At 67.4% G+C, this 24031-nt stretch carries 19 protein-coding genes; 4 read left to right on the top strand and 15 right to left on the bottom strand.

Annotated elements, in window-relative coordinates:
* Positions 1–13: 13 nt before the first annotated feature.
* The 9 genes from truA to B0920_RS20135 all read right to left on the bottom strand — a co-directional run bounded on the left by truA (position 14) and on the right by B0920_RS20135 (position 11714).
* The gene (gene truA, locus B0920_RS20170; protein WP_078034413.1) at positions 14–814 is read right to left on the bottom strand and encodes a tRNA pseudouridine(38-40) synthase TruA; all 801 of its coding nucleotides are present in this window, start codon (positions 812–814) and stop codon (positions 14–16) included.
* Positions 811–3828, bottom strand: coding sequence for a FimV/HubP family polar landmark protein (locus B0920_RS20165; protein ID WP_229455807.1), 3018 nt, complete (start codon positions 3826–3828; stop codon positions 811–813). Before B0920_RS20165 ends, truA begins: the two co-directional genes overlap by 4 nt.
* A 334-nt stretch (positions 3829–4162) precedes the next feature.
* Positions 4163–5293: an aspartate-semialdehyde dehydrogenase gene (asd, locus tag B0920_RS20160; protein WP_078034411.1), complete on the bottom strand. Its 1131-nt coding sequence runs from the start codon at positions 5291–5293 to the stop codon at positions 4163–4165.
* 24 nt (positions 5294–5317) lie between these two features.
* Complete coding sequence (gene leuB, locus B0920_RS20155; RefSeq protein WP_078034410.1) at positions 5318–6388, bottom strand: 3-isopropylmalate dehydrogenase; 1071 nt, start codon at positions 6386–6388, stop codon at positions 5318–5320.
* A gap of 18 nt (positions 6389–6406) precedes the next feature.
* A complete protein-coding gene (gene leuD, locus B0920_RS20150) occupies positions 6407–7054 on the bottom strand; it encodes a 3-isopropylmalate dehydratase small subunit (protein WP_078034409.1) in 648 nt (215 codons plus the stop codon).
* Between the two features lie 21 nt (positions 7055–7075).
* Complete coding sequence (locus B0920_RS25705; protein WP_143745844.1) at positions 7076–7198, bottom strand: entericidin A/B family lipoprotein; 123 nt, start codon at positions 7196–7198, stop codon at positions 7076–7078.
* 65 nt (positions 7199–7263) lie between these two features.
* Positions 7264–8664: a 3-isopropylmalate dehydratase large subunit gene (gene leuC / locus B0920_RS20145; protein WP_078034408.1), complete on the bottom strand. Its 1401-nt coding sequence runs from the start codon at positions 8662–8664 to the stop codon at positions 7264–7266.
* A 285-nt stretch (positions 8665–8949) separates the two neighbouring features.
* Entirely contained in the window at positions 8950–10851 is a 1902-nt protein-coding gene (locus B0920_RS20140) for a chemotaxis protein CheA (protein WP_078034407.1), read from the bottom strand.
* The gene (locus B0920_RS20135; RefSeq protein WP_078034406.1) at positions 10851–11714 is read right to left on the bottom strand and encodes a protein phosphatase CheZ; all 864 of its coding nucleotides are present in this window, start codon (positions 11712–11714) and stop codon (positions 10851–10853) included. Before B0920_RS20135 ends, B0920_RS20140 begins: the two co-directional genes overlap by 1 nt.
* 404 nt (positions 11715–12118) lie before the next feature.
* Between B0920_RS20135 and B0920_RS20130 the strand changes: the two genes are divergently transcribed.
* The 3 genes from B0920_RS20130 to B0920_RS20120 all read left to right on the top strand — a co-directional run bounded on the left by B0920_RS20130 (position 12119) and on the right by B0920_RS20120 (position 14492).
* Positions 12119–12598, top strand: coding sequence for a universal stress protein (locus B0920_RS20130; RefSeq protein ID WP_078034405.1), 480 nt, complete (start codon positions 12119–12121; stop codon positions 12596–12598).
* A gap of 77 nt (positions 12599–12675) precedes the next feature.
* Complete coding sequence (locus B0920_RS20125; protein ID WP_078034404.1) at positions 12676–13320, top strand: response regulator transcription factor; 645 nt, start codon at positions 12676–12678, stop codon at positions 13318–13320.
* A gap of 377 nt (positions 13321–13697) precedes the next feature.
* Positions 13698–14492, top strand: coding sequence for a Crp/Fnr family transcriptional regulator (locus B0920_RS20120; protein ID WP_078034502.1), 795 nt, complete (start codon positions 13698–13700; stop codon positions 14490–14492).
* A gap of 367 nt (positions 14493–14859) precedes the next feature.
* Here the strand turns inward: B0920_RS20120 and B0920_RS20115 are convergent, their stop codons facing one another.
* The 6 genes from B0920_RS20115 to B0920_RS20090 all read right to left on the bottom strand — a co-directional run bounded on the left by B0920_RS20115 (position 14860) and on the right by B0920_RS20090 (position 23548).
* The gene (locus tag B0920_RS20115) at positions 14860–15951 is read right to left on the bottom strand and encodes a glycine zipper 2TM domain-containing protein (RefSeq protein ID WP_078034403.1); all 1092 of its coding nucleotides are present in this window, start codon (positions 15949–15951) and stop codon (positions 14860–14862) included.
* A 70-nt stretch (positions 15952–16021) separates the two neighbouring features.
* Positions 16022–16684 (bottom strand): ligase-associated DNA damage response endonuclease PdeM, encoded by a 663-nt coding sequence (gene pdeM / locus B0920_RS20110; protein WP_229455806.1) that lies wholly within the window; start codon positions 16682–16684, stop codon positions 16022–16024.
* Positions 16681–19140: a ligase-associated DNA damage response DEXH box helicase gene (locus B0920_RS20105; RefSeq protein WP_078034401.1), complete on the bottom strand. Its 2460-nt coding sequence runs from the start codon at positions 19138–19140 to the stop codon at positions 16681–16683. Before B0920_RS20105 ends, pdeM begins: the two co-directional genes overlap by 4 nt.
* Positions 19137–20771, bottom strand: coding sequence for an ATP-dependent DNA ligase (locus B0920_RS20100; protein WP_078034400.1), 1635 nt, complete (start codon positions 20769–20771; stop codon positions 19137–19139). The genes B0920_RS20105 and B0920_RS20100 overlap by 4 nt, the downstream gene beginning before the upstream one ends.
* Positions 20764–21816 carry a ligase-associated DNA damage response exonuclease gene (locus tag B0920_RS20095; protein ID WP_078034399.1) on the bottom strand — a complete coding sequence of 351 codons (1053 nt, stop codon included), beginning with the start codon at positions 21814–21816 and terminating at the stop codon, positions 20764–20766. Before B0920_RS20095 ends, B0920_RS20100 begins: the two co-directional genes overlap by 8 nt.
* A gap of 16 nt (positions 21817–21832) precedes the next feature.
* The gene (locus tag B0920_RS20090; RefSeq protein WP_078034501.1) at positions 21833–23548 is read right to left on the bottom strand and encodes an ATP-dependent DNA helicase RecQ; all 1716 of its coding nucleotides are present in this window, start codon (positions 23546–23548) and stop codon (positions 21833–21835) included.
* Between the two features lie 164 nt (positions 23549–23712).
* Between B0920_RS20090 and B0920_RS26050 the strand changes: the two genes are divergently transcribed.
* A complete protein-coding gene (locus B0920_RS26050) occupies positions 23713–23877 on the top strand; it encodes a hypothetical protein (protein ID WP_179119191.1) in 165 nt (54 codons plus the stop codon).
* Positions 23878–24031 lie beyond the last annotated feature (154 nt).

The raw sequence follows: 24031 nt of genomic DNA, 5'->3' as shown, positions 1-24031 counted from the left end.
TGACAGACCGGGATTACAGCCAAGGCAGGGGCGGCGCATCCTCCTGCGGCAGCCCCCACTTGGGATCGTACTCGATTTTGGCGAAATACAGCCCGTCCGGCATGAAGGTGGGCGCGGCCACGTCGCGCGAGCGGCTTTCCAGCACCTCGCGCATCCAGCCCGGCTCGTTGCGGCCGGTGCCCACGTAGATGAGCGAGCCGACGATGTTGCGCACCATGTGGTGCAGGAAGGCGCTGGCGCGCACGGTGAACACGATGATGTCGCCGTGGCGCTGGATGCTCACCTCGTGCATCTGCTTGACCGGGGTGTTGGCCTGGCAGCCGGAGGCGCGAAAGGCCGAGAAATCGTGGGTGCCGATCAGGTGCTGGCCGGCTTCGCGCATCCGTTCGACGTCGAGCGGACGGAACACCCACCCGGCGCGCCCGGCCAGCAGGGCCGAGGGGTTCGGGTGGTTGTAGAGCACGTAGTGGTAGGTGCGCGAGCGCGCCGAGAAGCGGGCGTGGAACTCCTGCCCTTCCTCGGCCGGCGCGAGCGCGTGGGCCCAGCGCACCACGATGGAGTCGGGCAGGAAGGCGTTCACGCCGCGCACCCAGGACTGGGGCGCGCGTTCGAGCTCCGTGTCGAAATGGACCACCTGCTCGATCGCGTGCACCCCGGCGTCGGTGCGGCCGGCGCAGGTGGTGTGGATCGGGGTGGTGGCGAAGCGCTCGAGGGCGATCTCGAGCTGGTCCTGGACCGTGTTGCGCGCCGGTTGCTTCTGGTAGCCGTTCCAGCCGGTGCCGACGTACTGGACGCCGAGTGCGATCCGGGTCACGCCAACAGCTCGCGCATTTCCCGCGCCCTGCTCACCTGTTCGATATTGCCGCCTTTGATGACTTCATCGAGCAGCTCGCGCGCGCCTTCCTTGTCGCCGATTTCCTGGTAGGCGATGGCGAGATCGAGCTTGGTTTCCATTTCCATGTGTTCGGGCGAGAGCTCGGCCGGCGCGGCGTCGCTGGAGGCCATGGCGTCGACTTCCGGCAGGCTGGCCGATGCGGACTCGCCCGGCAGGTCGAGGTCGATGTCGCCGAGGTCGAACTGCGGCTCGACCGGCACGCCCGGCGACGGCGCCGCGCTTTCGGCCGGCGCGATGGCCGGGACTTCCGGCAGCGCGAACGGGTCGTCTTCGGGAGCGGCCGTGGAAGCCGCGGCCGGCGCGGCCGGGGTCTCGGGCAGGCCGAAGTCCATGGTGTCGAGGTCGAACAGCGGATCGCCCGAGGCCTCGGCGGCCGGGCGGATCGCCGGCACTTCCTCGGCCACCGGGGCCGGGGTGCTGGCCGCGGTCGGCTCGCCGAAGTCCATGCTGTCGAGGTCGAACAGCGGATCCTTCAGGGCGTCGGCCGGGGCTGCCGGCGCGGCGGCCGGCTCGGAGATCGCGGGCAGCGGCGGCAGGCCGTCGAGTTCGCGCGCCAGGTCCTGCATGGCGGCGGAAGGCTGCTGGGCCTGCGGGCTCAGGTCGAGGGTGAAGGCGTCCTCGTCGTCGAAGGGGTCAGGCGCGGCGGCCGGCGCCGGCACGGGCGTCGGCGCAACGGGCGCCGTGTCGAAGTTCATGTCGAAGGCCAGGTCGATCGGCTCGTCCTTGGCTTGTCCTGCCTCGTTCACCGGTTCGTCGGGCGCGGCGCCGATCGGCTCAAGGCTGAAGTCGAAGTCGGGCACGGCGGTCGCGGTCGCGTCGGCGGAGCTCGCGGCCGGCATGGCGATCGCGTCCTTGCTGGTGACCGGCTCGAAGCTCAAGCCGCCGAGGTCGAAGTCGAGCGCGTTGTCGTCGGCGCGCGCGGTCTCGTCCTGGGCCACCGGCACGGCGGTCAGGTCGGCGTCGTCGCGCTTGTCGAGGGCCACGGCGCCGGCGGCTCCTGCCACGGCGCCGGCGGCCAGCGCGGCGCCTGCGGGCGCGCCGCCGCGGAAGGCGTCCTCGAGCTGCTGCGAGAGCATGGATTGCTGGCTGCGGTCCGGGGCGGCGGGAGCGAGCGGCGCGGCCGGGGCGGCGCCGGCGTAGAGCGGATTGAGCGGGTCGATCGCCTGGCCGAGGGCGGCGGCCTGGGCCCACTCCTCGCCTTCGCCGCGCGTCATCGCATACAGCTCGCTGGCCTGGGTTTCAAACGCGCGCAAGTCCTTGCGGGCGGCGTAGATCTCGAGCAGCTTGAGGCGCACCGGATGGCGTTCCGGATGAGTGCGCAGGGCTTCCTTGAGGATCTCCTCGGCCTGGGCGTCGCGGCCATAGGCGATGTAGACGTCGGCTTCGGCCACCGGGTCGACCTCGTTGGTGTCGAGCTGGCTGGCCGAGGGGGCGAAGCTGGAGTTGAAGACGCTGTTGTTGGTGTCCACGCTCTGGCCGCCGGTCTCGGCGAAGAGCGAATGCGCGGCCTGGGTCGGCACGCCCAGCACCGAGGGCTCGGCGGCGGCGGGCTTGAGCGGGGCATCCTTGCGCTTGCGGCGCTGCGAGATGCCGAGGCCCGCCAGCAGCAGCACGGCGGCGCCGGCGGCGATGTACTGGATGTTATCCATCAGCATATCGGCCAGGGTCGGCTCGGGCGGCGTGTCCTTCTTGGCCTTGGGCTTGGCCGGCTTCTTCGGCGCAGGCTCCTCGGCCGGCTTGGCGGCGGCGCCCGCGGCGGCTGCGGCCGCTGCCGCTTCGGCCTCGGCGCCGGCGCGGTTCTTCACCGTGGCCAGGCTTTCGAGCTCGCCCACGTTCTTCTCGAGCTCCTTGACCCGGGCCTGGGCCTGGGCCAGTTCCTTTTCCTTGGCGATGGTGTCTTCGAGCGTGGCGGCGCCGCCTTCCGGGCCGCTCTTCGCGTTCGGCACCGCCTTCGACAGGCGCAGCTGGTCCTGGGATTCGTTGGCCGCGGTCGGGCGTTCCTCGACCTTGGCGGTGATCTTGCCGGTGGCGCTCTGGCTGGCCTGGGGGGCGCGGGCCGGGGCCGCGTTCTCGACCTGGCCGGCCAGCTTGTTGCGATAGGCGTTGAAGTCCGCCGCATGGGCCACGACCACGCCGCGCGCCTCGCCCTGGTCCACGCCGCGCAGGGTGCCGGCATCCGGCACCGTCAGGATCTGGCCGGACTTCAGGCGGTTCATGTTGTTGCCGATGAAGGCGTCCGGGTTGGCGCGGTACAGGGCCACCAGCATCATGTCGAGCGAGATGTCGGCCGGCTTGGTGCGGGTGGCGATGCGGCCCAGGGTGTCGCCCGGGCGCACGCGGTAGGTACTCGGGGCCTCGCCCGCGTCGGCGGCGGCGGCGCGCTCGGTGCGGCGCGGCGCTTCGGGGCTGCGGGCCGAGGCCGGAGCCGGAGCTGGCGTGGCGGCGGGAGCCGGGGCGGCGCTGGCGACTGGCGCCTGGGCGGCCTGGCTGCGCGGCGCGTCCTGGGCGGCCACCTGGGCCGGCTGGGTGGCGCGCAGTTCGGCCGGGTCGAGCAGGAAGGTGTATTCGCGCACCAGGCGTCCATTGTTCCAGGACAGCTCCAGCAGCATGTCGACGAAGGGCTCGTTCAGCGGCTGGGTCGAGGTAACGCGGATGATCGGCCGGCCGCCGCGCTGCTCGACGTTGAAGCGCAGCGACAGCAGGGCCGGATTGAATTCGATGTTCGCGGTGCGGAAGGCGTCCGGGGAGGCCAGGCGGACCGACATGCTGGACGGGTCTTCACCCGCGCTGGTCGTCAGTTCGATCTCGGCGCGCAGCGGCTGGCCGAGCGCCGACAACACCGTCAGCTTCCCGAGGCCGGCCGCGCTGGCGGCGGACGACAGGAACACTGCACTGGCCACGGCGGCGGTGAGCGATTTCAGCGCAAACGCCATGAGCGGAGGACGGTGAGAAGAATGCATAGTTGGCAGCGAAAGAAAGTTGACCAGGGGAAAGGCGGTTTCCCGGGAGTCTCAACATATCATCATGCTCTAGAGCATGCAAGCTCCCCGCGCACAACTATGGCGCGGCAGAGGGAAAGATGTGGCCGAAATGGCCGGATTGGGGCAGGCGCGATAGCGTTTCATTACTGCCTGTTAGCGCCTTGATATCGGGTGGGCACGCCGATCGGGGTACGCCCAGTGCGGGGCACGCTGAGTGAGGCGCGCCGGGCGGGGAACGCCGGGTGGGCGCAGCGGGTGGACGCCGGCGGCGCCCACCCGTTGGGACTTAGCGGTCGAGAACGATGCGCAGCATGCGGCGCAGCGGCTCGGCGGCGCCCCACAGGAGCTGGTCGCCGACGGTGAAGGCCGACAGGTAATCGCCGCCCATGGACATCTTGCGCAGGCGGCCGACCGGGATGGTCAGGCTGCCGGTGACGGCGGCCGGGGACAGGTCGCGCATCGAGGCTTCACGGGTGTTCGGCACCACCTTCACCCACTGGTTGTGCGAGGCGATGATATCGTTGATCTCGTCCAGCGGCACGTCCTTGGCGAGCTTGATGGTCAGCGCCTGCGAGTGGCAGCGCATCGCGCCGATGCGCACGCACAGGCCGTCCACCGGAATTGCCTTGGTGCCGGCGAAGCCTTCGCCGCGGCCCAGGATCTTGTTGGTCTCGGCGCCGGCCTTCCACTCTTCCTTCGACTGGCCGTTGCCCAGGTCCTTGTCGATCCAGGGGATCAGGTTGCCGGCCAGCGGCACGCCGAACTGCTTGGTCTCCTCGGCCGACAGGCCGTGCTGGGTGGCCAGCACGCCGCGGTCGATTTCCAGGATGGCGGAGGCCGGATCGTCCAGCAGCGGCTTGACGGCCGCGTTGATGGTGCCGAACTGGGTCAGCAGCTCGCGCATGTGCTGGGCGCCGCCGCCCGAGGCAGCCTGGTAGGTCATGGACGTCATCCACTCGACCAGGCCCTGCTCGAACAGGCCGCCCAGGCCCATCAGCATGCAGGACACGGTGCAGTTGCCGCCGATGTAGTTCTTGACGCCGCGGCTCAGGGCGTTCTTGATCACGTCCTTGTTGACCGGATCGAGCACGATGACGGCGTCGTCCTTCATGCGCAGGGTCGACGCGGCGTCGATCCAGTAGCCGTTCCAGCCGGCCGCGCGCAGCTGCGGGAAGACTTCGGTCGTGTAGTCGCCGCCCTGGCACGAGATGATGATCTCGCACTTGGAGAGTTCCGCGATATCGGTCGCGCTCTTCAGGGTGGTTTCGTTCTTCGCCATCTTCGGCGCGGCGCCGCCCGGATTCGAGGTGGTGAAGAACACCGGCTCGATGTGGTCGAAATCGCCCTCTTCCTGCATGCGCTGCATGAGGACGGAGCCGACCATGCCGCGCCAACCTACCAGACCTACTAATTTCATTTTCTTCCCTTGGGTGTTGTGGTTTTATTCGAGCGCCGCGACGACCGCGTTGCCCATCTCTTCGGTGCCGACTTTCGTGGCGCCTGGTTCGTAAATGTCCGGCGTGCGCAGGCCCTGGGCCAGCACGCGCTTGACGGCGTCCTCGATGCGCTCGGCCTGGTCCAGGCGGCCCAGCGAGAAGCGCAGCATCATCGCGGCCGACAGGATGGTGGCCAGCGGATTGGCGACGCCCTTGCCCGCGATGTCGGGCGCCGAGCCGTGCGAAGGCTCGTACAGGCCCTTGTTGTCGGCGTCCAGCGAGGCCGAAGGCAGCATGCCGATCGAACCGGTCAGCATGGCGGCGGCGTCGGACAGGATGTCGCCGAACATGTTGCCGGTGACGATGACGTCGAACTTCTTGGGCGCGCGCACCAGCTGCATGGCCGCGTTGTCGACGTACATATGCTCGAGTTCGACGTCCGGATAATCCTTGTGCACCTCCGTCACGATATCACGCCAGAACTGGAAGGTCTCGAGCACGTTCGCCTTGTCCACGCTGGTGACCCGGCTGCCGCGCTTGCGCGCGGCCTGGAAGGCGACGTGGGCGATGCGGCGGATCTCGCCTTCGGCATAGCGCATGGTGTCGAAACCCTCGCGCTGGCCGGCGAAGGGACCGTCGGGGCATTCGCGCACGCCGCGCGGCTTGCCGAAATAGATGTCGCCGGTCAGTTCGCGGATGATCAGGATGTCCAGGCCCGACACGACTTCGGGCTTGAGCGTGGAGGCGCCCGCCAGCTCCGGATACAGGATGGCCGGACGCAGGTTGGCGAACAGGCCGAGCTCCTTGCGCAGGCCGAGGATGGCCTGCTCGGGGCGCAGCGCGCGCTCCAGCTTGTCGTACTGGTAGTCGCCGACGGCGCCGAACAGGATGGCGTCGGCCTCCTTGGCCAGCTTCAGGGTGCCTTCCGGCAGCGGGTGGCCGTGGGCCGCGTAGCCGGCGCCGCCGACTTCCGCGCTTTCCATCTCGAAGGGTTCGCCGAGGGCGTTCAGGACCTTGACCGCCTGGGCCGTGATCTCCGGGCCGATGCCGTCGCCCGGCAGGATTGCAATTTTCATCCGCTTGCTTTCAATGGTTCAGATGGAGTTCGCCAGCCAGGGCTGGGCCGCGAGGTGGCGCTGCTCGAAGGCGCGGATCTCGTCCGCGTGGCGCAGGGTCAGGCCGATGTCGTCCAGGCCGTTGAGCAGGCAGTACTTGCGGAATTCGTCGATCGCGAAGCCATAGGAGAGCTTGCCGTCCTTGCTGCCAATGCGCTGGTTCGCCAGGTCGACCACCAGGGTGAAGCCCTCCTCGCTCTCGACCGCCTTGAACAGGGCGTCGACGTCCTGCTCCGACAGCACCACCGGCAGCAGGCCGCTCTTGTAGCAGTTGTTGAAGAAGATGTCGGCGAAGCTGGGCGCGACGATGGCGCGAAAGCCGAACTGCTGCAGGGCCCAGGGCGCATGCTCGCGCGAGGAGCCGCAGCCGAAGTTCTTGCGGGTCAGGAGGATGGAGGCGCCCTGGTAGCGCGGCTGGTTCAGCACGAAGTCGGGGTTGACCGGACGGGTGCTGCAATCCTGGCCCGGCTCGCCGTGGTCGAGGTAGCGCCACTCGTCGAACAGGTTGGGGCCGAAGCCGGTGCGCCGGATCGATTTCAGGAACTGCTTGGGAATGATGGCGTCGGTGTCGACGTTGGCGCGGTCGAGCGGCGCCACCAGTCCTTCATGAATAGTGAATTTTTCCATCTGCCTGCCCCGTATGCCCTGTTATTTGCCGCCGGCGCTGGTGACGACCTGGCCGACCTTCTGGACGTCGCGGCCGATGCCGGAAATGGTGTTGCAGCCGGCCAGCAGGACGGCGATGAGCGAGAGGGCGAAAGCTTTTTTCATGATCTTCCTAGTGCAAATACGGTACGAATAAGGTCTGGATACGACGGGGCACTGCTGTTAACGCATCAGAGCGTTCTTACGTCGACAAAGCGGCCCGCGATGCCGGCGGCGGCGGCCATGGCCGGCGACACCAGGTGGGTGCGCCCGCCCTGCCCCTGGCGTCCCTCGAAGTTGCGGTTCGAGGTCGAGGCGCAGCGCTCGCCCGGCTCCAGGCGGTCGGCGTTCATCGCCAGGCACATCGAGCAGCCAGGCTCGCGCCACTCGAAGCCGGCGTCCTTGAACACCCGGTCCAGGCCTTCGCGCTCGGCCTGCTCCTTCACCAGGCCGGAGCCCGGCACCACCATCGCCAGCTTGACGTTGGGGGCGCGCTGGCGGCCCTTGACCACCTCGGCGGCGGCGCGCAGGTCCTCGATGCGCGAATTGGTGCAGGAACCGATGAACACTTTGTCGATGGCGATCTCGCCGATCGGGGTATTCGGCGCCAGGTCCATGTAGGCCAGCGCCTTTTCCATGGCGTTGCGGCGCACCGGGTCGGCTTCCTCGCGCGGATCGGGCACGCGGCCGTCGATCGAGGTCACCATCTCGGGCGAGGTGCCCCAGGTGACCTGGGGCAGGATCTCGGCGGCGTCGAGGCTGACCACGGTGTCGAAACGGGCGTCCGGGTCGGAACGCAGGGTGCGCCAGTAGGCCACGGCCTGCTCCCACTGCGCGCCGGTGGGCGAGAACGGGCGGCCCTTCACGTATTCGATGGTGGTGTCGTCGACCGCGACCATGCCGGCGCGCGCGCCCGCTTCGATCGCCATGTTACAGATCGTCATGCGACCTTCCATCGACAGGCCGCGGATGGTGGAGCCGGCGAATTCGATGGCGTAGCCGGTGCCGCCGGCGGTCCCGATCTTGCCGATCACGGCGAGCACGATGTCCTTGGCGGTCACGCCCGGACCGAGTTCGCCCTCGACCTGCACCAGCATCGCCTTGCTCTTCTTGGCCAGCAGGGTCTGGGTGGCCAGCACGTGCTCGACTTCCGAGGTGCCGATGCCGTGCGCCAGGCAGCCGAAGGCGCCGTGAGTCGAGGTGTGCGAGTCGCCGCAGACCACGGTCATGCCCGGCAGGGTCGCGCCCTGCTCCGGTCCGATCACGTGGACGATGCCCTGGCGCTTGTCGTTCATGTTGAAGTAGGTGAGGCCGAAGCTCCTGGCGTTGGCGTCGAGCGTTTCGACCTGCAGGCGCGAGGTCGGGTCGGCGATGCCCTGGGCGCGGTCGGTGGTCGGGACGTTGTGGTCGGCCACGGCCAGGTTTGCGGAGGTGCGCCATAGTCCGCGGCCGGCTTCGCGCAGGCCCTCGAAGGCTTGCGGGCTGGTGACTTCGTGCACCAGGTGGCGGTCGATGTAGAGGACTGTGGTGCCATCGGCGTCGGCACGCACGACATGGGAATCCCAGAGTTTGTCGTAGAGCGTTTTTTGCATGGTCGATCAGGTGGTCGGCAGGCCTCTTATGCAGGCCCGGTTTTTGATTATGCCATAATTGTGCAGTGCCGCACCAAGAGGGGGCAATGCAATCTTATGCCACAGACCTTACCATGAGGCAAATTAAATTTGCAAGTATTGACGCGCTTGCAAATAAAAAAAGCCTGCGCGGAAAACGCAGGCTTTTCTATGTGCTTTTGTCAGCGAAGCGAACGGCGTGTTCGTTTTGCGGCGCACCGCGCAGGGCGGCTGTCGCCGCCCTGCGCGGTGTCCCTCAGGCTTGCCTCAGGCCGCCAGGCGTACGCTGTTGCGCGCGCCGTCCATCAGGAAGGACAGGCCCACCACCAGCACCAGCTCGCCTTCGGCCGAACGCGCGGTACCCGTGATGCCTTCGACGTGCAGCGCGGTCATCGGCTTGATCACCAGGTCGGCCGTGCCATCCACCGCCTCCACCGCCAGGATGTAGGGCTGGGGCGCGTTGATGACGATGCCGACCCGCTCGGAGCAGGCTTCGTAGCCCAGCGACAGCGCCAGCGAGCGCACCGGCAGCGGGCGGCCCTGGTCCTTCAGCACCGGGGCGCCGCCCACGCACATGAAGTCTTCCGGCAGCTCGACCACGCGCTCGACCACCGCCATCGGCAGCGCCAGCGAGGCGCTGGAGGTCGACACCAGCATGGTCGGCACGATCGACAGTTCGATCGGCAGGCGGATCGCGAAGCGGGTGCCCTTGCCCAGCTGGGACTCGATGCGGATCGCGCCGCGGTTCTTCTCGACCGCGGTCTTGACCACGTCCATGCCGACGCCGCGGCCGGACACCGACGAGGCCACTTCCTTGGTCGAGAAGCCCGGCAGGAAGACCAGCTGGTAGGCTTCGTCGTCGCTCGGGGCGCCGTGCTCGCCGATTAGGCCCTTGTCGATCGCCTTGCGGCGCAGCTTGACCGGATCCATGCCCTTGCCGTCGTCCTGCAGCACGATCATGACGCTGTTGGCTTCCTGCCAGGCTTTCAGCAGGATGAAGGCCTTGGCCGGCTTGCCGGCGGCGACGCGCTCTTCCGGCGACTCGACCCCGTGGTCGAGCGCGTTGCGCAGCATGTGCACCAGCGGGTCGTAGAGGCTGTCCACCACCACGCGGTCGACTTCGGTCTCGGCGCCTTCGATGGTCAGCTCGACGTCCTTGCCCAGGTCCTTGGCCAGCTCGCGCACCAGGCGCGGGAACTTCTGGAACAGGCGGCCGACCGGCTGCATGCGGGTCGCCAAGGTGGCGCGCTGCAGTTCGGCCGAGTAGCGCGAGGCACGCTCCAGGGTCTCGGTCAGGGTCGCCATCAGGGCGGCGGCCTGGCCTTCGAACTTGAACTGCTGCAGGCGTTCGAGCAGCACGGCGGCCTGGTTGGCGGCCTGCACCGACTCGCCCGCCACTTCGAGCAGGGCGTCCAGCTTGACCGCATCGATACGGATGCTTTCGTCCTTGGCCGGGGCCGCGGCTGCGGCCTTGTTCTCGCCGCGGCGCTCGACGCCGTCCCAGCCGCCCTTGCCCGCAGGCGCGGCGGCGGCCGGTGCGGCCTCGGCGGCGGGCGCCGCCGCCGGCGCGGCTGCGGCGGCCACGGCAGGCGCAGCGCCCGGGGCGGCCACGGCCGCGACCGCGATCGCGGCTTCGGCCGGCACCACGGCGTTGTACATCGCGGTCCAGTCCAGGCCGTCTTCACCGGCGGCGGCCGGGGCGGCAGCGGCGACGGGCGCGGCCTCGACCGCTACCGGCGCGGCGGCGGGCGCCGCAGCGGCGGCCGGGGCCGGCTCGCTGGCGCCCTTGCCTTCGATCGCGTCCTTCAGGATGCGCTCGAGGTCGGCCGGCATCTGGGCCAGGCCTTCCGGCGGGGTGCCATTGTTCAGGTCGTTGAGCTGGTCGGCCACGAAGCCGGACGCCTGCAGCGCGGCTTCCACGGCCAGCGGGGTCACCGGCGCGGCGCCGGTGCGCAGCGCATCGAACAGGTTCTCGGTCAGGTGGCAGGCCGCGACCAGGGCCGGCAGGCCCATGAAACCGGCGCCGCCCTTGATCGTGTGGAAGGACCGGAACACCGCGTTCAGCGTTTCCTTGTTATCGGGATCGCGTTCGAGGCGCAGCAGATGCTCTTCTACATTTACTGCAAGATCCATCGCCTCGACGACGAAATCCTTGAGCATATCGTCCATTAGAATCCCAGCTCGGCAAGAAGGTCGTCAACGTTATCTTGATCCAGCGCCGCTTCCGGCACCGACGGGCCCTGCATCAGCTGCACCGGTGCAGCCGCTTCCTGCTCTTTCTTGAGCAGTTTTTCCTTCAGGTCGGCCGGCGCGTTGTCGCGCAGCAGCTGGGCCAGTTCCTGCTCGACGGTCTGGGTGATCTTGACCACTTTCTTGATCAGCTGGCCGGTGATGTCCTGGAAGTCCTGGGCCATCATGATTTCCAGCAGGCGGGCCTTCTCGGCCTCGGTGGCGACCGACACGGTGGCGGCGAAGGAGCGCGAATCGCCGGCCAGGGCCTTGAATTCGTCCAGGCTCAGCTTGCCCGAGAACAGGTCGGCCCAGCGGGTTTCCATGTCCTTGGCCTGCTTTGAGAGCAGGTCCTGGGCCGGCATGCCTTCGTCCAGGGTGTTGAGCACCTTGTTGGCGGCCTGCTCGGTGAGGCTGGCGACGTATTCCAGGCGGTCTTGCGCGTCCACGATCTGGGACGAGGCTTCGGTCAGGGCCTTGTCGTAGCCCAGTTCGCGCAGCGAATCGTGCAGCAGGCGCACGATGCCGCCGAGGCGCTCGTACATGCCGCGGTCGTGCTCGCTCACCTGAACTTCCTCGGCGGCGGCCGGAGCGGCCACCGCCGTCACGACGGCGGCGGCGGCGGGAGCTGCGGCCGGCGCGGTGGCGGCGGATACCTGGTCGAACAGGGATTCGAGGTCATCGTCATCGCCAGCGGCCGAGGCCGCAGCGGGCGCCGGTTCGGCGGCGGGTGCGGGTGTGCTGGCGCGCTGCGCCGCCACTTCCTCGAATAGTGCGTCGAAATCGTCAGCGGCGTCGGTCATAATCCCTGCTTCTCCATAATGTATAAGTTCGCAATGAGCTCTGCAATTCGGGGTGCTGCGTGCATCTTCGCCGGCGACATGCCTTGCTGAATAGATGGTCTGAGTCTGCATGCGAGTGTAGCAGCGTGGTTGCCGTAGGTAAATCTCGGAAACTGGCACGCAACAAAATGGACAAGGAAACTTAATTCCGCGACAATTAAATCGCGTGGTTCCTGAATGTTTACACAAGCTAGGTGTTGTATTTTGTAATCGTAGGGCCTGTTGCCGCACATTGGTTTTGCGCACACCAAGTCGCTGGCGGCTCAACGGGTGGCTCATTTGATCGAACTCAACTGTTTGCGTCTTAGCAATCGCCGCCGCGCCCGCGACACCCCAGAATGGCGTGGCCTTTGGGAGGAGTCATCATGTACCGCAAAATCCTGATCACCACCGACGGCTCGGCCGTGTCCCAGCATACCGCCTGCGCAGGGGTCAAGTTCGCCCAGCAGATGGGGGCCGAGGTGCTGGCCCTGTTCGTCGCGCCCGAGTACCAGTATCCGGTGTATGTGGAAATCATCCCGCCCTCCTACCCCAGCGAGGAAGAATACCTGGCACAGATGCGGCGCATGGGCGAGGAATACATGGGCAGGATCATGCGCTCCTGCGCCGCCGCCAATCTCCAGCACACCTGCATGACCGCGTTCTCCGACACCGCCGCGCTCAAGATCGTCGACGTGGCCGAGCAGGAACACTGCGACCTGATCTTCATGGGCTCGCACGGGCGCAGCGGCTGGGGGCAGTTGTTGCTGGGCAGCGTCACCAACAAGGTACTGTCGCACACCACCAAGCCGGTGCTGGTGCACCGCCTGATCAAGGAACCCGGCACCGGTACCCAACCCGCATAGTATGAAGAGCGACAAGTTCCTGACCTTGGCACTGTGCTAACCTGTTCCTGCTTGCCGACCGCGGCTGAGGGATGAATATGGTACGAATCGTCATTGCCGATGACCACACGATCATGCGTGAAGGGCTCAAGCGCATCCTGGATGGCGCCGCGGACATCGACATCGTCGGCGAGGCGACCAATGGTTTCGAGGTGCTGGCCCAGGTGCGCCAGGGGGGATTCGACCTGCTCCTGCTCGACCTGTCCATGCCGGGCCGGAGCGGCGTCGACCTGATCCGCCAGGTGCGGGCCGAGGCGCCCAAGCTCGCCATCCTGATTCTCACCATGCATGAAGAGGAGCAGTACGCGGTGCGGGCGATCCGCGCCGGGGCCCAGGGCTACCTGACCAAGGAAAGCGCGGGCACCCAGCTGGTGGGGGCGATCCGCAAGGTCGCCTCGGGCCGCCCCTACATCAGCACCGAGGTGGCCGAGCAGCTGGCGCTCAACATCATGGCGCCGAGCGAGCAGTTGTTGCACAAGCAGCTGTCGGACCGCGAATTCGAGGTGTTTTCGCTACTCGTCGGCGGCAAGTCCATCACCGAGATCGCCAACGGACTGCATTTGTCCGTCAAGACCGTCAGCACCCACAAGACCAGGATCATGCAGAAGATGGGCATGAACTCGCTGTCCGAGATGGTCCAGTACGCCGTTGCCCACCGCTTGCTGTCGCCGATGAAGGCTTGATCAAGCAAGATTAGACCCCAGCCTGGTGTTTTCGTGCCACGCCGCGGCTGCCCGCTCCGCGCTTTCCCTTGCCGGCCGCTGCGCCGGCTCCCCTGCCCTGACCTTGGTCTTCCCTCTCGTTCCCGAAGCGGCGGATCAGAATATTCCTACAAGTACGCCATCTCTCCTACCTACATATTCAGGCATCGCTGATATTCGTGCCGGACTCGTGTTGGCATACTGAATTCAAGCGTTTCGACTTGCTTGCGATCCAAGTCACGGTGTCAGCCGTCCGGATCGTTGCGGGAAACCCTGAGTTCCTTCACCTGGAGATGAGCATGCAGTCCCAGCCAACGTCAGAACAACGCAATGTCACCCAGCCGACCCTGCATTCGCCGATGGAAGCCGGCCGCCAGCGCCAGGGACGACTCTGGTCCAACCTGAAAGAAGTCTGCGACCTGCTCCGCATTCCTGCCAGCGTGTCGGTGACCTCCGAAGAACTCCTTTTCCAGCACGTGCAGTTCAAGACCGGCCAGCGCGTCCACACCATCGGCCAGGCCTTCGACACGCTCTACATCGTCAACTCCGGTTTCCTCAAGACCGTCCTGATCGACGAGTTCGGCAACGAACAGGTGCTGAGCTTCCCCATGAAGGGCGACATGCTGGGCGTGGACGGCATCCACACCCGCCACTACGCCTCGGAAGCGGTGGCGCTGTCGGATTGCGACCTGATCCTGCTGCCCTTCAAGAAGCTGACCGCCCTGGGCCGCGTGCACAGCGAGCTCGAGAACATGATGTACGGCGTGATGAGCCGCGAGCTGGTGCGTGAGCAGACCATGATCGGCATGCTGGGCGCGCTGTCGGCCGAGGCGCGGGTGGCGCGCTTCCTGGTGTCGCTGGCGGACCGCTTCGCCGCGATGGGCTATTCGAGCAAGCTGTTCAACCTGCGCATGACCCGCCACGAGATCGGCAGCTACCTGGGCCTGACCCTGGAGACCGTGAGCCGCACGCTGTCGGCCTTCAACGAGATCGGCCTGATTACGGTCGACCAGCGCACGATCGGCATCAAGGACGCCGACGCCCTGAAAACCCTGCGCCGCCTGCCACCCTCGCGCTCGCGCGCCAAGGGCGGGGCCAAGCAGAAGGCCGAGCAGGAGCAGCCTGGGGACGACCAGGTGTTGGCGACGGTTTGAAACACCAGGCCATTTCCGCAACGCTGACAGTCCACGCACACTAAACGTCATCGCCGCAATTGCCGCCATTGGCGGCAATGGCTTCCCGCGAAGGCGGGAGTCCAATAGCCGACGCACACCTAACGTCATTCCCGCCACTGGCGGAAATAACTTCCCGCGAAGGCGGGAGTCCGATGGCCGACGCACAACTAACTAACGTCATTCCCGCGAAGGCGGGAATCCAAGTTTGCCAGCAGGCCCGACACCTCAAACCGGATTGGTCCTGCTGAGAATCCTCCGCCTTAGCGGGAAGTCATTGCAGCGAACGGCGGCAATGACGTGTCGATGGTTGCTGTCAAAATGCAGCGCTAGCGACTTTACCTGCTGGCTACTGATCCCGCGACAACACCCCACCATTCACCCTCACCCGATCCCCCGCCCTATACCCCGGATCGTTATCGAAGGTAATCGCCTGCGTCGCCCCACTATTCGTATACCGCACGACCACCTCGTACTTCTGCGTCTTGCGCATATTCCTCTCCAGCTGCCGCCCCGCGATCGCCCCACCCACTGCGCCCGCCACCGACGCGGCCGTGCGTCCGCTGCCGCTGCCCACCTGGTTCCCCAGCAATCCGCCCACCACCGCGCCGCCGACCGTTCCCAGATAGCTCCCGTCGCCAGCCACCTCGATCACGTTCACCGCCTGCACCACCGCGCAGCTGGTGCAATAACGCGTTTCCTGCGGCGCCGCGCCCCGGTTGGCCAGCAGCGGCTGCCCCAGGTCGCGCGTGGCGTAGCGCCCGTTCGCGCGGATGGTCGCGGTCACCTTGCTGTCCGGCTGGATGCGGTCGTTGTTGCGCACCGTGTACACCGCGCTGTATTCCCCAGGCCTCACCTCCGGCAGGAAGAACACCCCGCGCGCACCGCCGATCGCCACCTCGACCCGCGAACCCTGGGTCCCGAAGACGGTGAAACGCAGCGTGTTGCCCGGCGCCAGGCTCGGACTGCCTTGAACCTCGAAGCGGTCGATCTTCAGCAAGGCCTCCGAGGCCAGTTGCCCGCGCCTGACCTCGGGCGCCGCGGCGCCCGGCCGCATCAGCGACTCGGCCAGCATATTGGTGGCAACCTGATTGCCCAGGCGCAGGTTGGCCGTGACCGGACTCTCGGGCCGGATGCGGTCATGGGTGCCGATCGTATATGTGCCGGTATATTGCCCCGGTTCCACCTCGGTCAGGTTCAGGTTGCGCGTCGCACCCTCGATGCGCAGGGTGGCGATGGCGCCCGGGCTGCCATAGAGGTCGAAGTGCAGCTCGACGCCGGGCGCCAGGCTGCTCACCTCCTCCACATTGAACCCATTGATCACCGGCCCATAGGCGCGGCTCGTTTCGCTTTGCTGCGCGTGGCTCGGGACGGCCACCAGCAGGGTCAGCAGCGGTGCCAGCGCGGCCGCCAAGGTGCAGAACAAAGTACGCAGGAACATGGCATTCCCTCCATTGTTGCAGAGCGTGGTTAGCCAGACCTTACGCGCCGCATTGGAAGGGGTCGGTTCGTTATCGAACGCAGTGGACGGCCTCGCCCGATGTCACCCAGATGGCGTCCCCGGCCTCGGGCCGGATCGCGTGGCCGCCGGTGAATGCCCCGAAGGAAGGCAGGATCATGCGCGTCTTGCCCACCACGAAACACGGCAGGCGCAGCGCGTCGAAGCGGGTAGCCAGCACGTAGACCGGGTGGATGTGCCCGGCCAGGGCGTAGCGGCCGATGTCCAGATCCGGATGGTGGCAGAAGGCGAAGGGCCCGAGCGCATGCGGCTCGTCCACCAGCTCGATGCCGAGCGCCGCGGCCGGGTCGCCGGCGTGCAGGTCGTGGTTGCCGCGCACCAGGGTCAGGCGCAGACCGGACTGGCGGCGGCGCCAGGCCAGCATCGCCGCCTGGGTCGAGCCGGCGTGCGAGGCGCGCGCGTGCAGGAAGTCGCCCAGGAACATGATGTGGCGGACGTCATAGGCCGCGACCAGGGCGTCCAGCCCGGCCAGGTTTTCCGAGGTCGTGCCGCGCGGCACGGGCACGCCCAGCGAGCGGAAGGCCGCCGCCTTGCCGAAATGAATATCGGCGACGACCAGCATCTTCTGCGCCGGCCAGAACACCGCTTTCTCCGGCAACAGCAACAGCGCTTCGCCGCCGACCTCGACCACCGCACCACCCATGCCACCACTCATGCCGCCGCTTTCTCCAGTTCGCGCACCATGCGCGCCACCCGCTCGGACAGCTTCTCGCTGCTGACCTTCTCGCGGTAGCGCGCCACCATCAGCGTAAACCCGAACGGCGTCGGACGCTTCACTTCACAATACGCGATCCGGCGTCCTTGCAGCTTGACGAGCGTGTCACGCAAGCGGGTCAGTTCCAGTTCCTGCTCCATCACCTCGCGCTGGGCCTGGGTCAGCAGCAGGTTGCCCGCATCGTGCTTGCGGAACACCTCGAAGAACAGCGAACTCGATGCCTGCAACTGGCGCGCCGACTTGGGCTGGCCCGGATAGCCCTGGAACACCAGCCCGGCGATGCGCGCCACTTCGCGAAAGCGCTGCTGCGAGAGCTGGGTCGCGTTCAGGCTGTCCAGCACGTCCTCCAGCAGGGTCGTGGTGTCGAACAGCGCCACCTCGGCCCCGACCCCGGGTGCGAACACCCCGGCCCAGTCGACCGGCTCCGGCGCCAGCAGCTCGAAACCGTAGTCGTTGACGGCGATGGAAAAGGTGATCGGCCGGGTGCGCGCGATGCGCCAGGCGAACAGCGAGGCCAGCCCCATGTGCACCGCGCGCCCGCCGAAAGGGTAGACGAACAGGTGATAGCCCTCGCGGCTCTTCAGGCGCTCGACCACCAGCACTTCCGAAGTCGGCACAGCCGACCATTCCTGCTGGACCGCGATCAGCGGGCGCAGCGCCTGCATCTCCGGCCCCTCGAACACGCCGCGCGCCGCCAGCCGCAGTTCCTCCAGCGTGGCGTCGGCCAGCTCGGTGGACATCGGCATCTTGGCGCCCTGCCAGCGCGTGATCGCGCCGCGCGAGGTATTGGCCCGCTTCACGAACGCCGTCATCTCGTGCACCCGCACGAATTCGAGGATGCGCCCGCCGAACAGGAAGTGGTCGCCTTGCTTCAGGCGCGAGATGAAGGATTCCTCGACGCTGCCGATGCGCCCGCCGCTCAGGTATTTCACCTGGATGGTGGAATCGGACACGATGGTGCCGATGCCCATGCGATGGCGGCGCCCGATCGCGGCATCCGGCACGCGGTAGATGCCCTCCTCGTCCGGCAGCACGCGCCGGTATTCGGGATACACGGTCAGGCTCTGGCCGCCGCGCGCGACGAAGTCCAGCGCCCACTGCCATTCCTCCTCGTCGAGCGTGCGGTAGGACCAGGCGCTTCTCACTTCCTCGAACAGGTCCGCGCTGTCGAAGCCGCCGCCCAGGGCCACGGTCACCAGGTGCTGCACCAGCACGTCGAAGGGCTTGTTGGGCACGTAGCGGCCCTCGATGCGGCGCGCCGCCACCGCCTTCCTGGCGGCCGCGGCTTCCAGCAGTTCCAGGCTGTTGGTCGGCACCAGGGTCACGCGCGACACCCGCCCCGGCGCGTGGCCGCTGCGGCCGGCCCGTTGCAGCAGGCGTGCGATGCCCTTGGCGCTGCCGACCTGCAGCACCCGCTCGACCGGCAGGAAGTCCACGCCCAGGTCCAGGCTGGCGGTGCAGATCACGGCCTTGAGCACGCCGTTCTTCAGGCCCAGCTCCACCCATTCGCGCACCTCGCGGTCGAGCGAACCGTGGTGCAGGGCGATCAGGCCGGCCCAGTCGGGCCGCGCCTCCAGCAGGTTCTGGTACCAGATCTCGGACTGGGCGCGGGTATTGGTGAACACCAGGGTGGCCGCGTGCTGCTCGATCTCGCGGATCACCGGCTCCAGCATCTGCATGCCGAGGTGGCCGCCCCAGGGAAAGCGCGACACCGGGTCGGGGATCAGGCAATCGACCACGATCTTCTTGCGCTGGTCGCCCTCGACGATCACGCCGTCGCCGCCGCCCAGCAGCACCTGGCGCGCCAGGTCGAGGTCGCCCATGGTGGCCGAGACACCCCACACCAGCAATCCGGGACGCCAGCGCCGCAGCCGCGCCAGCGCGAGCTGCACCTGCACCCCGCGCTTGGAGCCCATCAGCTCGTGCCACTCGTCGATGATGATCATGTCCAGATGCCTGAAGTGATCGCGCGCCGCCGCGTGGCTGAGCATCAGGGACAGGCTTTCCGGCGTGGTCACGAGCGCCGCCGGCATGCTGCGGGCCTGGCGCGCACGCTCGGCCGAACCGGTGTCGCCGGTGCGCGCGCCGACCCGCCATTCGGGCAGCAGCACGCCCGCCGTATCCTCAAGCGCGCGCTGGGTGTCGGCAGCCAGCGCCCGCATCGGCGTGATCCACAGCACCCGCAGGCCGGCGGCCTTGCGCTGCTCCGGCAGGCCGGCGCGCTGCAGGGCCGCGAACCAGACGGCGAAGGTCTTGCCGGCGCCGGTGTTCGCGTGCAGCAGGCCGGAGCTGCCCTCCAGGGCCGCCTTCCAGACCTCGCGCTGGAAGGGAAAGGGCTTCCAGCCCTTCTCCTCGAACCAGGCCTTGATGCGGCGGGTGATCTCGTTGCCGCTCATGCGCCTGCGGCGGCCAGCAGGCCTTTCAAGGTGTCGAGGGTGTCGGCTTCCTCGACCGGCTTGTCCTCGCGCCGGCGCAGGATGCGCGGAAAACGCACCGCGATGCCGGCCTTGTGGCGCGGCGACAGGGCGATGCCCTCGAAGCCGATCTCGAACACCATGGTCGGCTTCACCGAGCGCACCGGCCCGAACTTCTCGACCGTGGTGCGGCGTATCGCATTGTCGACCTGGGCGATCTCGGCGTCGGTGAGGCCGGAATAGGCTTTTGCGAAGGGCACCAGGCGCCGCTCCCCGCCCTCCCCGTCCCAGACGGCAAAGGTGTAGTCGGTGTAGAGCGAGGCGCGGCGGCCGCTGCCCGGCTGGGCGTAGATCAGCACCGCGTCCACCGTATAGGGGTCGATCTTCCACTTCCACCAGGTGCCGACGTCCTTGGTGCGGCCGACGCCATAGCGCGCCTCGCGCGCCTTGAGCATCATGCCTTCCACCCCGCGTTCGCGCGAGGCTTCGCGCAGCCGGGCCAACTCGTCCCAGCCGTCGGCCCGGACCAGGGGCGACAGGCGCAGCTGGGGCTGGTCGGCGGCGGCCACTTCCTTTTCCAGCAGGGCGCGCCGCTCGTGCTGGGGCAGGCCGCGCAGGTCGACGCCGTCCAGCTCCAGCAGGTCGTAGCAGCACAGCACCGCCGGCAGCTCGGCCAGCAGCTTGGCCGACAGGGTCTTGCGGCCGATGCGCTTCTGCAGGTCGGCGAAGGGCGCCGGTGACTCGCAGCCCGGCTGCCAGATCAGCACCTCGCCGTCGAGCACCGTCCCCTCCGGCAGGCGCACCGCCGCCAGCTCGGGGAAGCGCTCGGTGATCAGGTCCTCGCCGCGCGACCACAAATAGCTCTGGCCGCCGCGCCGCACCAGCTGGGCGCGGATGCCGTCGTACTTCCATTCCACCTGCCAGTCGTCGACCTCGCCCAGCGCCGCCGGCTCGCCTTGCAATTGATGGGCCAGGAAGAAGGGATAGGGCTGGCCGCCGCGCAGCTTGTGCTCGTCCTCGGTCTGCTCGGCGATCAGTTGCAGGAAGCCGGTGGCGGTCGGCTGCACCCGGCCGTCGGTCCAGCCCATCAGGCGCTGGGCGATCAGCTTGCTGTCCACCGCCGCGATGGCGGCCAGCGCGCGCGTCACCAATAGGCGCGACACCCCCACGCGGAAGCCCCCGCCGATCAGCTTGATGAGCAGGAAGCGCTCGCGCCAGTCGAGTTCGTTCCAATAGCTGAACAAGGCCTCGCGGATGCGCGCCGGCTCGGCTCCGCGCAGCGGCGCGATGCGTTCTTCCATCCACACCGCCAGGCCGACGTCGGAACGCTGGGCGGGCGGCGGCAGGATGTGGGCGATGGTCTCGGCGAAGTCGCCAACGGCGTGGTAGGACTCGTCGAACAGCCACTCGTCCAGGCCCGCGTATTCGATCGCATATTGGCGCAGCAGTTTGGTCGGCACCGCCTGGCGCGGCTTGCCGCCGGCCAGGAAGTAGACCGCCCAGGCGGCGTTCTCCGGGGTCGCGTTGGCGAAGTACTGCTGCAGGGCGTCGAGCTTGCGGGCGGTGGACGTGGTCTCGTCCAGTTCGGCGTACAGGCGGGCGAATTCACGCATCAAGCTCTCCTGCGGACGCCTCCTTGCTCGCGGCGCGGCCGGCCGGCGGCGTCGACTCGTCCTCTTCCTCGTCGCCGTATTCGGTGTCGAAGGCCTTGGCGTCCAGGCCGTTCTGGCACAGCCAGCGCACCATCACGGGAATCGAGCCGTGGGTGACGATGACCTGCTGCGCCTCGGTAGCCTTGATGGCGCTCATCAGGCCCGGCCAGTCGGCATGGTCGGAGAGCACGAAGCCGCGGTCGACGCCGCGCCGGCGGCGCGCGCCGCGCAGCAGCATCCAGCCGCTGGCGAAGGAGTCGCTGTAGTCGCCGAAGCGCTTCATCCAGGGCGAGCCGCTGGCAGAGGGCGGCGCCAGCACCAGCGCGCGGCGCAGCGCGGCCTTCTCGACTTCGCTCACCATGACGGTCGGCGGCAGCGCGACGCCCCCTTCGCGGTAGACCTTGTTGAGCGGCTCCACCGCGCCATGGCAGACGATGGGGCCGATCGACGCGTCCAGGCCGGACAGGATGCGCTGGGCCTTGCCGAAGGCGTAGGCGAAGACCACGCTGCAGCGGCCCTCGTCGGCGTTCTTGCGCCACCAGCGGTTGATGTCCTCGATGACCTGGGCTTCGGGCTCCCAGCGGTAGATCGGCAGCCCGAAGGTGGACTCGGTGATGAAGGTGTCGCAGCGCACCGGCTCGAAGGGGGCGCAGGTCTTGTCCGGCTCGACCTTGTAGTCGCCCGAGGCGACCCAGACTTCCCCGCCGCATTCCATCCGCACCTGGGCCGAGCCCAGCACGTGGCCGGCCGGATGCAGGGAGATGGTGACGCCGTTATGCGTGATGCGTTCGCCGTATTCCAGCCCGTCGACCCGGATCTCGCCCAGTCGCGACCTGAGCACGCCCACGCCCGGCGCCGCCGCCAGGTAGTGGCCGTGGCCCACGCGCGCATGGTCGCCGTGGGCGTGGGTGATCACGGCGCGGTCGACCGGCCGCCACGGGTCGATGTAAAACTGTCCCGGTACGCAATAAAGTCCTTCCCTGCGGACGACGACCATGTCACCCATGCGGTCCCTTCCCGGCTCAAGCCGGTTCCAGATACTCGGCCAGGAAGCTACGGTGTTCTTCCTGGTCCGGAAATGCCAGCGTCACCTGCTCGCCCGCCACGGCGACCACCACGCCCTCTCCATACTTCGGCGCCTTCACCCGCATGCCGACCTCGAAGCGTGGCCCGGCTTCCTCTGGCGCATCGTCCTTGGGGCCGAACTCGTCGTCGCGGATCTCGATGTCCTCGGTCAGGCCCAGCGCCGGCGGGTTCAGGCAGTTATCGCAGCGGCAGCACTTCTCGAAGCCCTCGACCTCGTCGCCAAAATAGTCCAGCAGCAATTTCCAGCGGCAGAAGCCGCTTACCGCATAGCCTACCATCTGGTCGAGCGCCACGCGGTCCCTTTCCTGCTTCAGGACATAGACCTGGGCCAGGGCGGCGAAACTGTCCGCCTTCGCTTCCTTGCTCGTCGGCAGGTATTCGAGCTTGCGGTTCTGGCGCAGCAGCTTGCCGTCCTTAAGCAGCTTGAGACAGACCTTGATGTTGGCTTCCGCGATGTCCTCGAGCATGGACTCGATGCGCGCGACGCTCACCGGCCCCTCTTCCGCCAGGCTGCGCACCGCCTCATGGATGGTTTTGAGCTCTTCGGCGCTGGGGTAATGCTTGACCAGGAAAAATTGCTGGATGCGTTTATCGTCTTGCAAGAAGAGCAAGGTGCACTCGGCGTCCAGGCCGTCACGGCCGGCGCGGCCCGACTCCTGGTAATAGGATTCCAGGTTGGCCGGAATCTGAAGGTGGATCACGAAGCGGGTGTCGCTCTTGTCGATGCCCATGCCGAAGGCATTGGTCGCCACCATCACCCGCCGTTCGCCGCGCATGAACAAGTCCTGGTTGAGCTTGCGCTCGGCCGCCGGCAACTTGCCGTGGTAGATCGTGACCGACTCGCCGGCCTCTTCCAGCACCTCGAGCATCTCCTCGGCCGCCTTGACCGTGGCCGCGTAGACGATGCCGACGCCCGCGGTCTCGCGCACCAGGCGCAGGGCCTGCGCATACTTCTCGTCGGCATTGGTCACCTGGAGCACGCGGTAATGCAGGTTCGGGCGGTAGATGCCGGTATTGATGACGTTCATCTTCGGCCGGTTGAGCTGGCTGGCGATATCGGCCACCACCTCGTCGGTGGCGGTGGCGGTCAGCGCCAGCACCGGCGGCTTGCCGAGGGCGTCGATGGCCGCCGCCAGGCCGATGTAGGCCGGCCGGAAATCATGTCCCCATTGGGAAATGCAATGGGCCTCGTCGATCACGACGATGTCCAGGCTCACCTGGCGCAGCACCTCGATGAACTCGGGCGAGACCAGGCGTTCGGGCGTGCAGAACACGATCTCGCAGGTCTCGGCAGCGATGGCCTCGAGCGCGGCGGCTTCTTCCTCGGCGTTCAGGCTGCTGTTGACCTGGACCGAGCGGATGCCGAGCTCCTCCAGCTTCCCGAGCTGGTCCTTCATGAGCGAAATCAGGGGCGAAACGACGACCGTCATCCCCTGCAGCATCTTGGCGGGAATCTGGTAGCACAGCGACTTGCCGCCGCCGGTGGGCATGATGGCCAGGGTGTCCTTGCCGTCAAGAACGCTGTCGATGACGCGCTGCTGGCCTTCGCGCAGGTGGTCGATCCCGAACACGGACGAGAGCAGGCGGCGGATGGTGTTACGGCGCACGGCGAGCAGGCCGCGGTGCAGGAGGGTGGGTTCGTGTCGGGTCATGATGCGGCCCATTCTCCGGCCGTCGCCCGGGCTCGACTATAGGACCGCACCTACCCATTACGTAGGATGCCCCCTTTTGGGCCTTTCCATGGGCTGGGACAAGGTGTATTCCTACAAATTGACGGAGAATCCGCCGATGCCTACTGTCGGGTCAGATGGATAAGATGTCACCATCCATCAAAAGAATCAACGCAATCGGGAGAATCATCATGGCGCGCCATCATCCAATCACGTGGACCGCGGTCCACCTGGCGCTGGCAAGCGCAGCCACCTGGCTGTTGCTGGAGACCGAGGCGTTGCCGGGGGCCTTGCTGGTCTTCTTCCACTGAGGATGGATCGCGGCAGCTCTGCCGCGTGTCGGAGGCCTATTCTAGCGTCTCCCGACAATCCGTGATCTCAATCGTGCGCGGCCCTTGCGGCATGCATGACGCATGCCCTGCCCATGCCGCGCGCATAAAAAAAGCCATCCCCTGCGGGATGGCT

Origin of the sequence: Massilia sp. KIM (assembly GCF_002007115.1) — a bacterium.
Lineage (GTDB): Bacteria > Pseudomonadota > Gammaproteobacteria > Burkholderiales > Burkholderiaceae_D > Telluria.
Note: the sequence above shows the minus strand (reverse complement) of the source record. Positions and strands in the feature narration are given on the sequence as shown.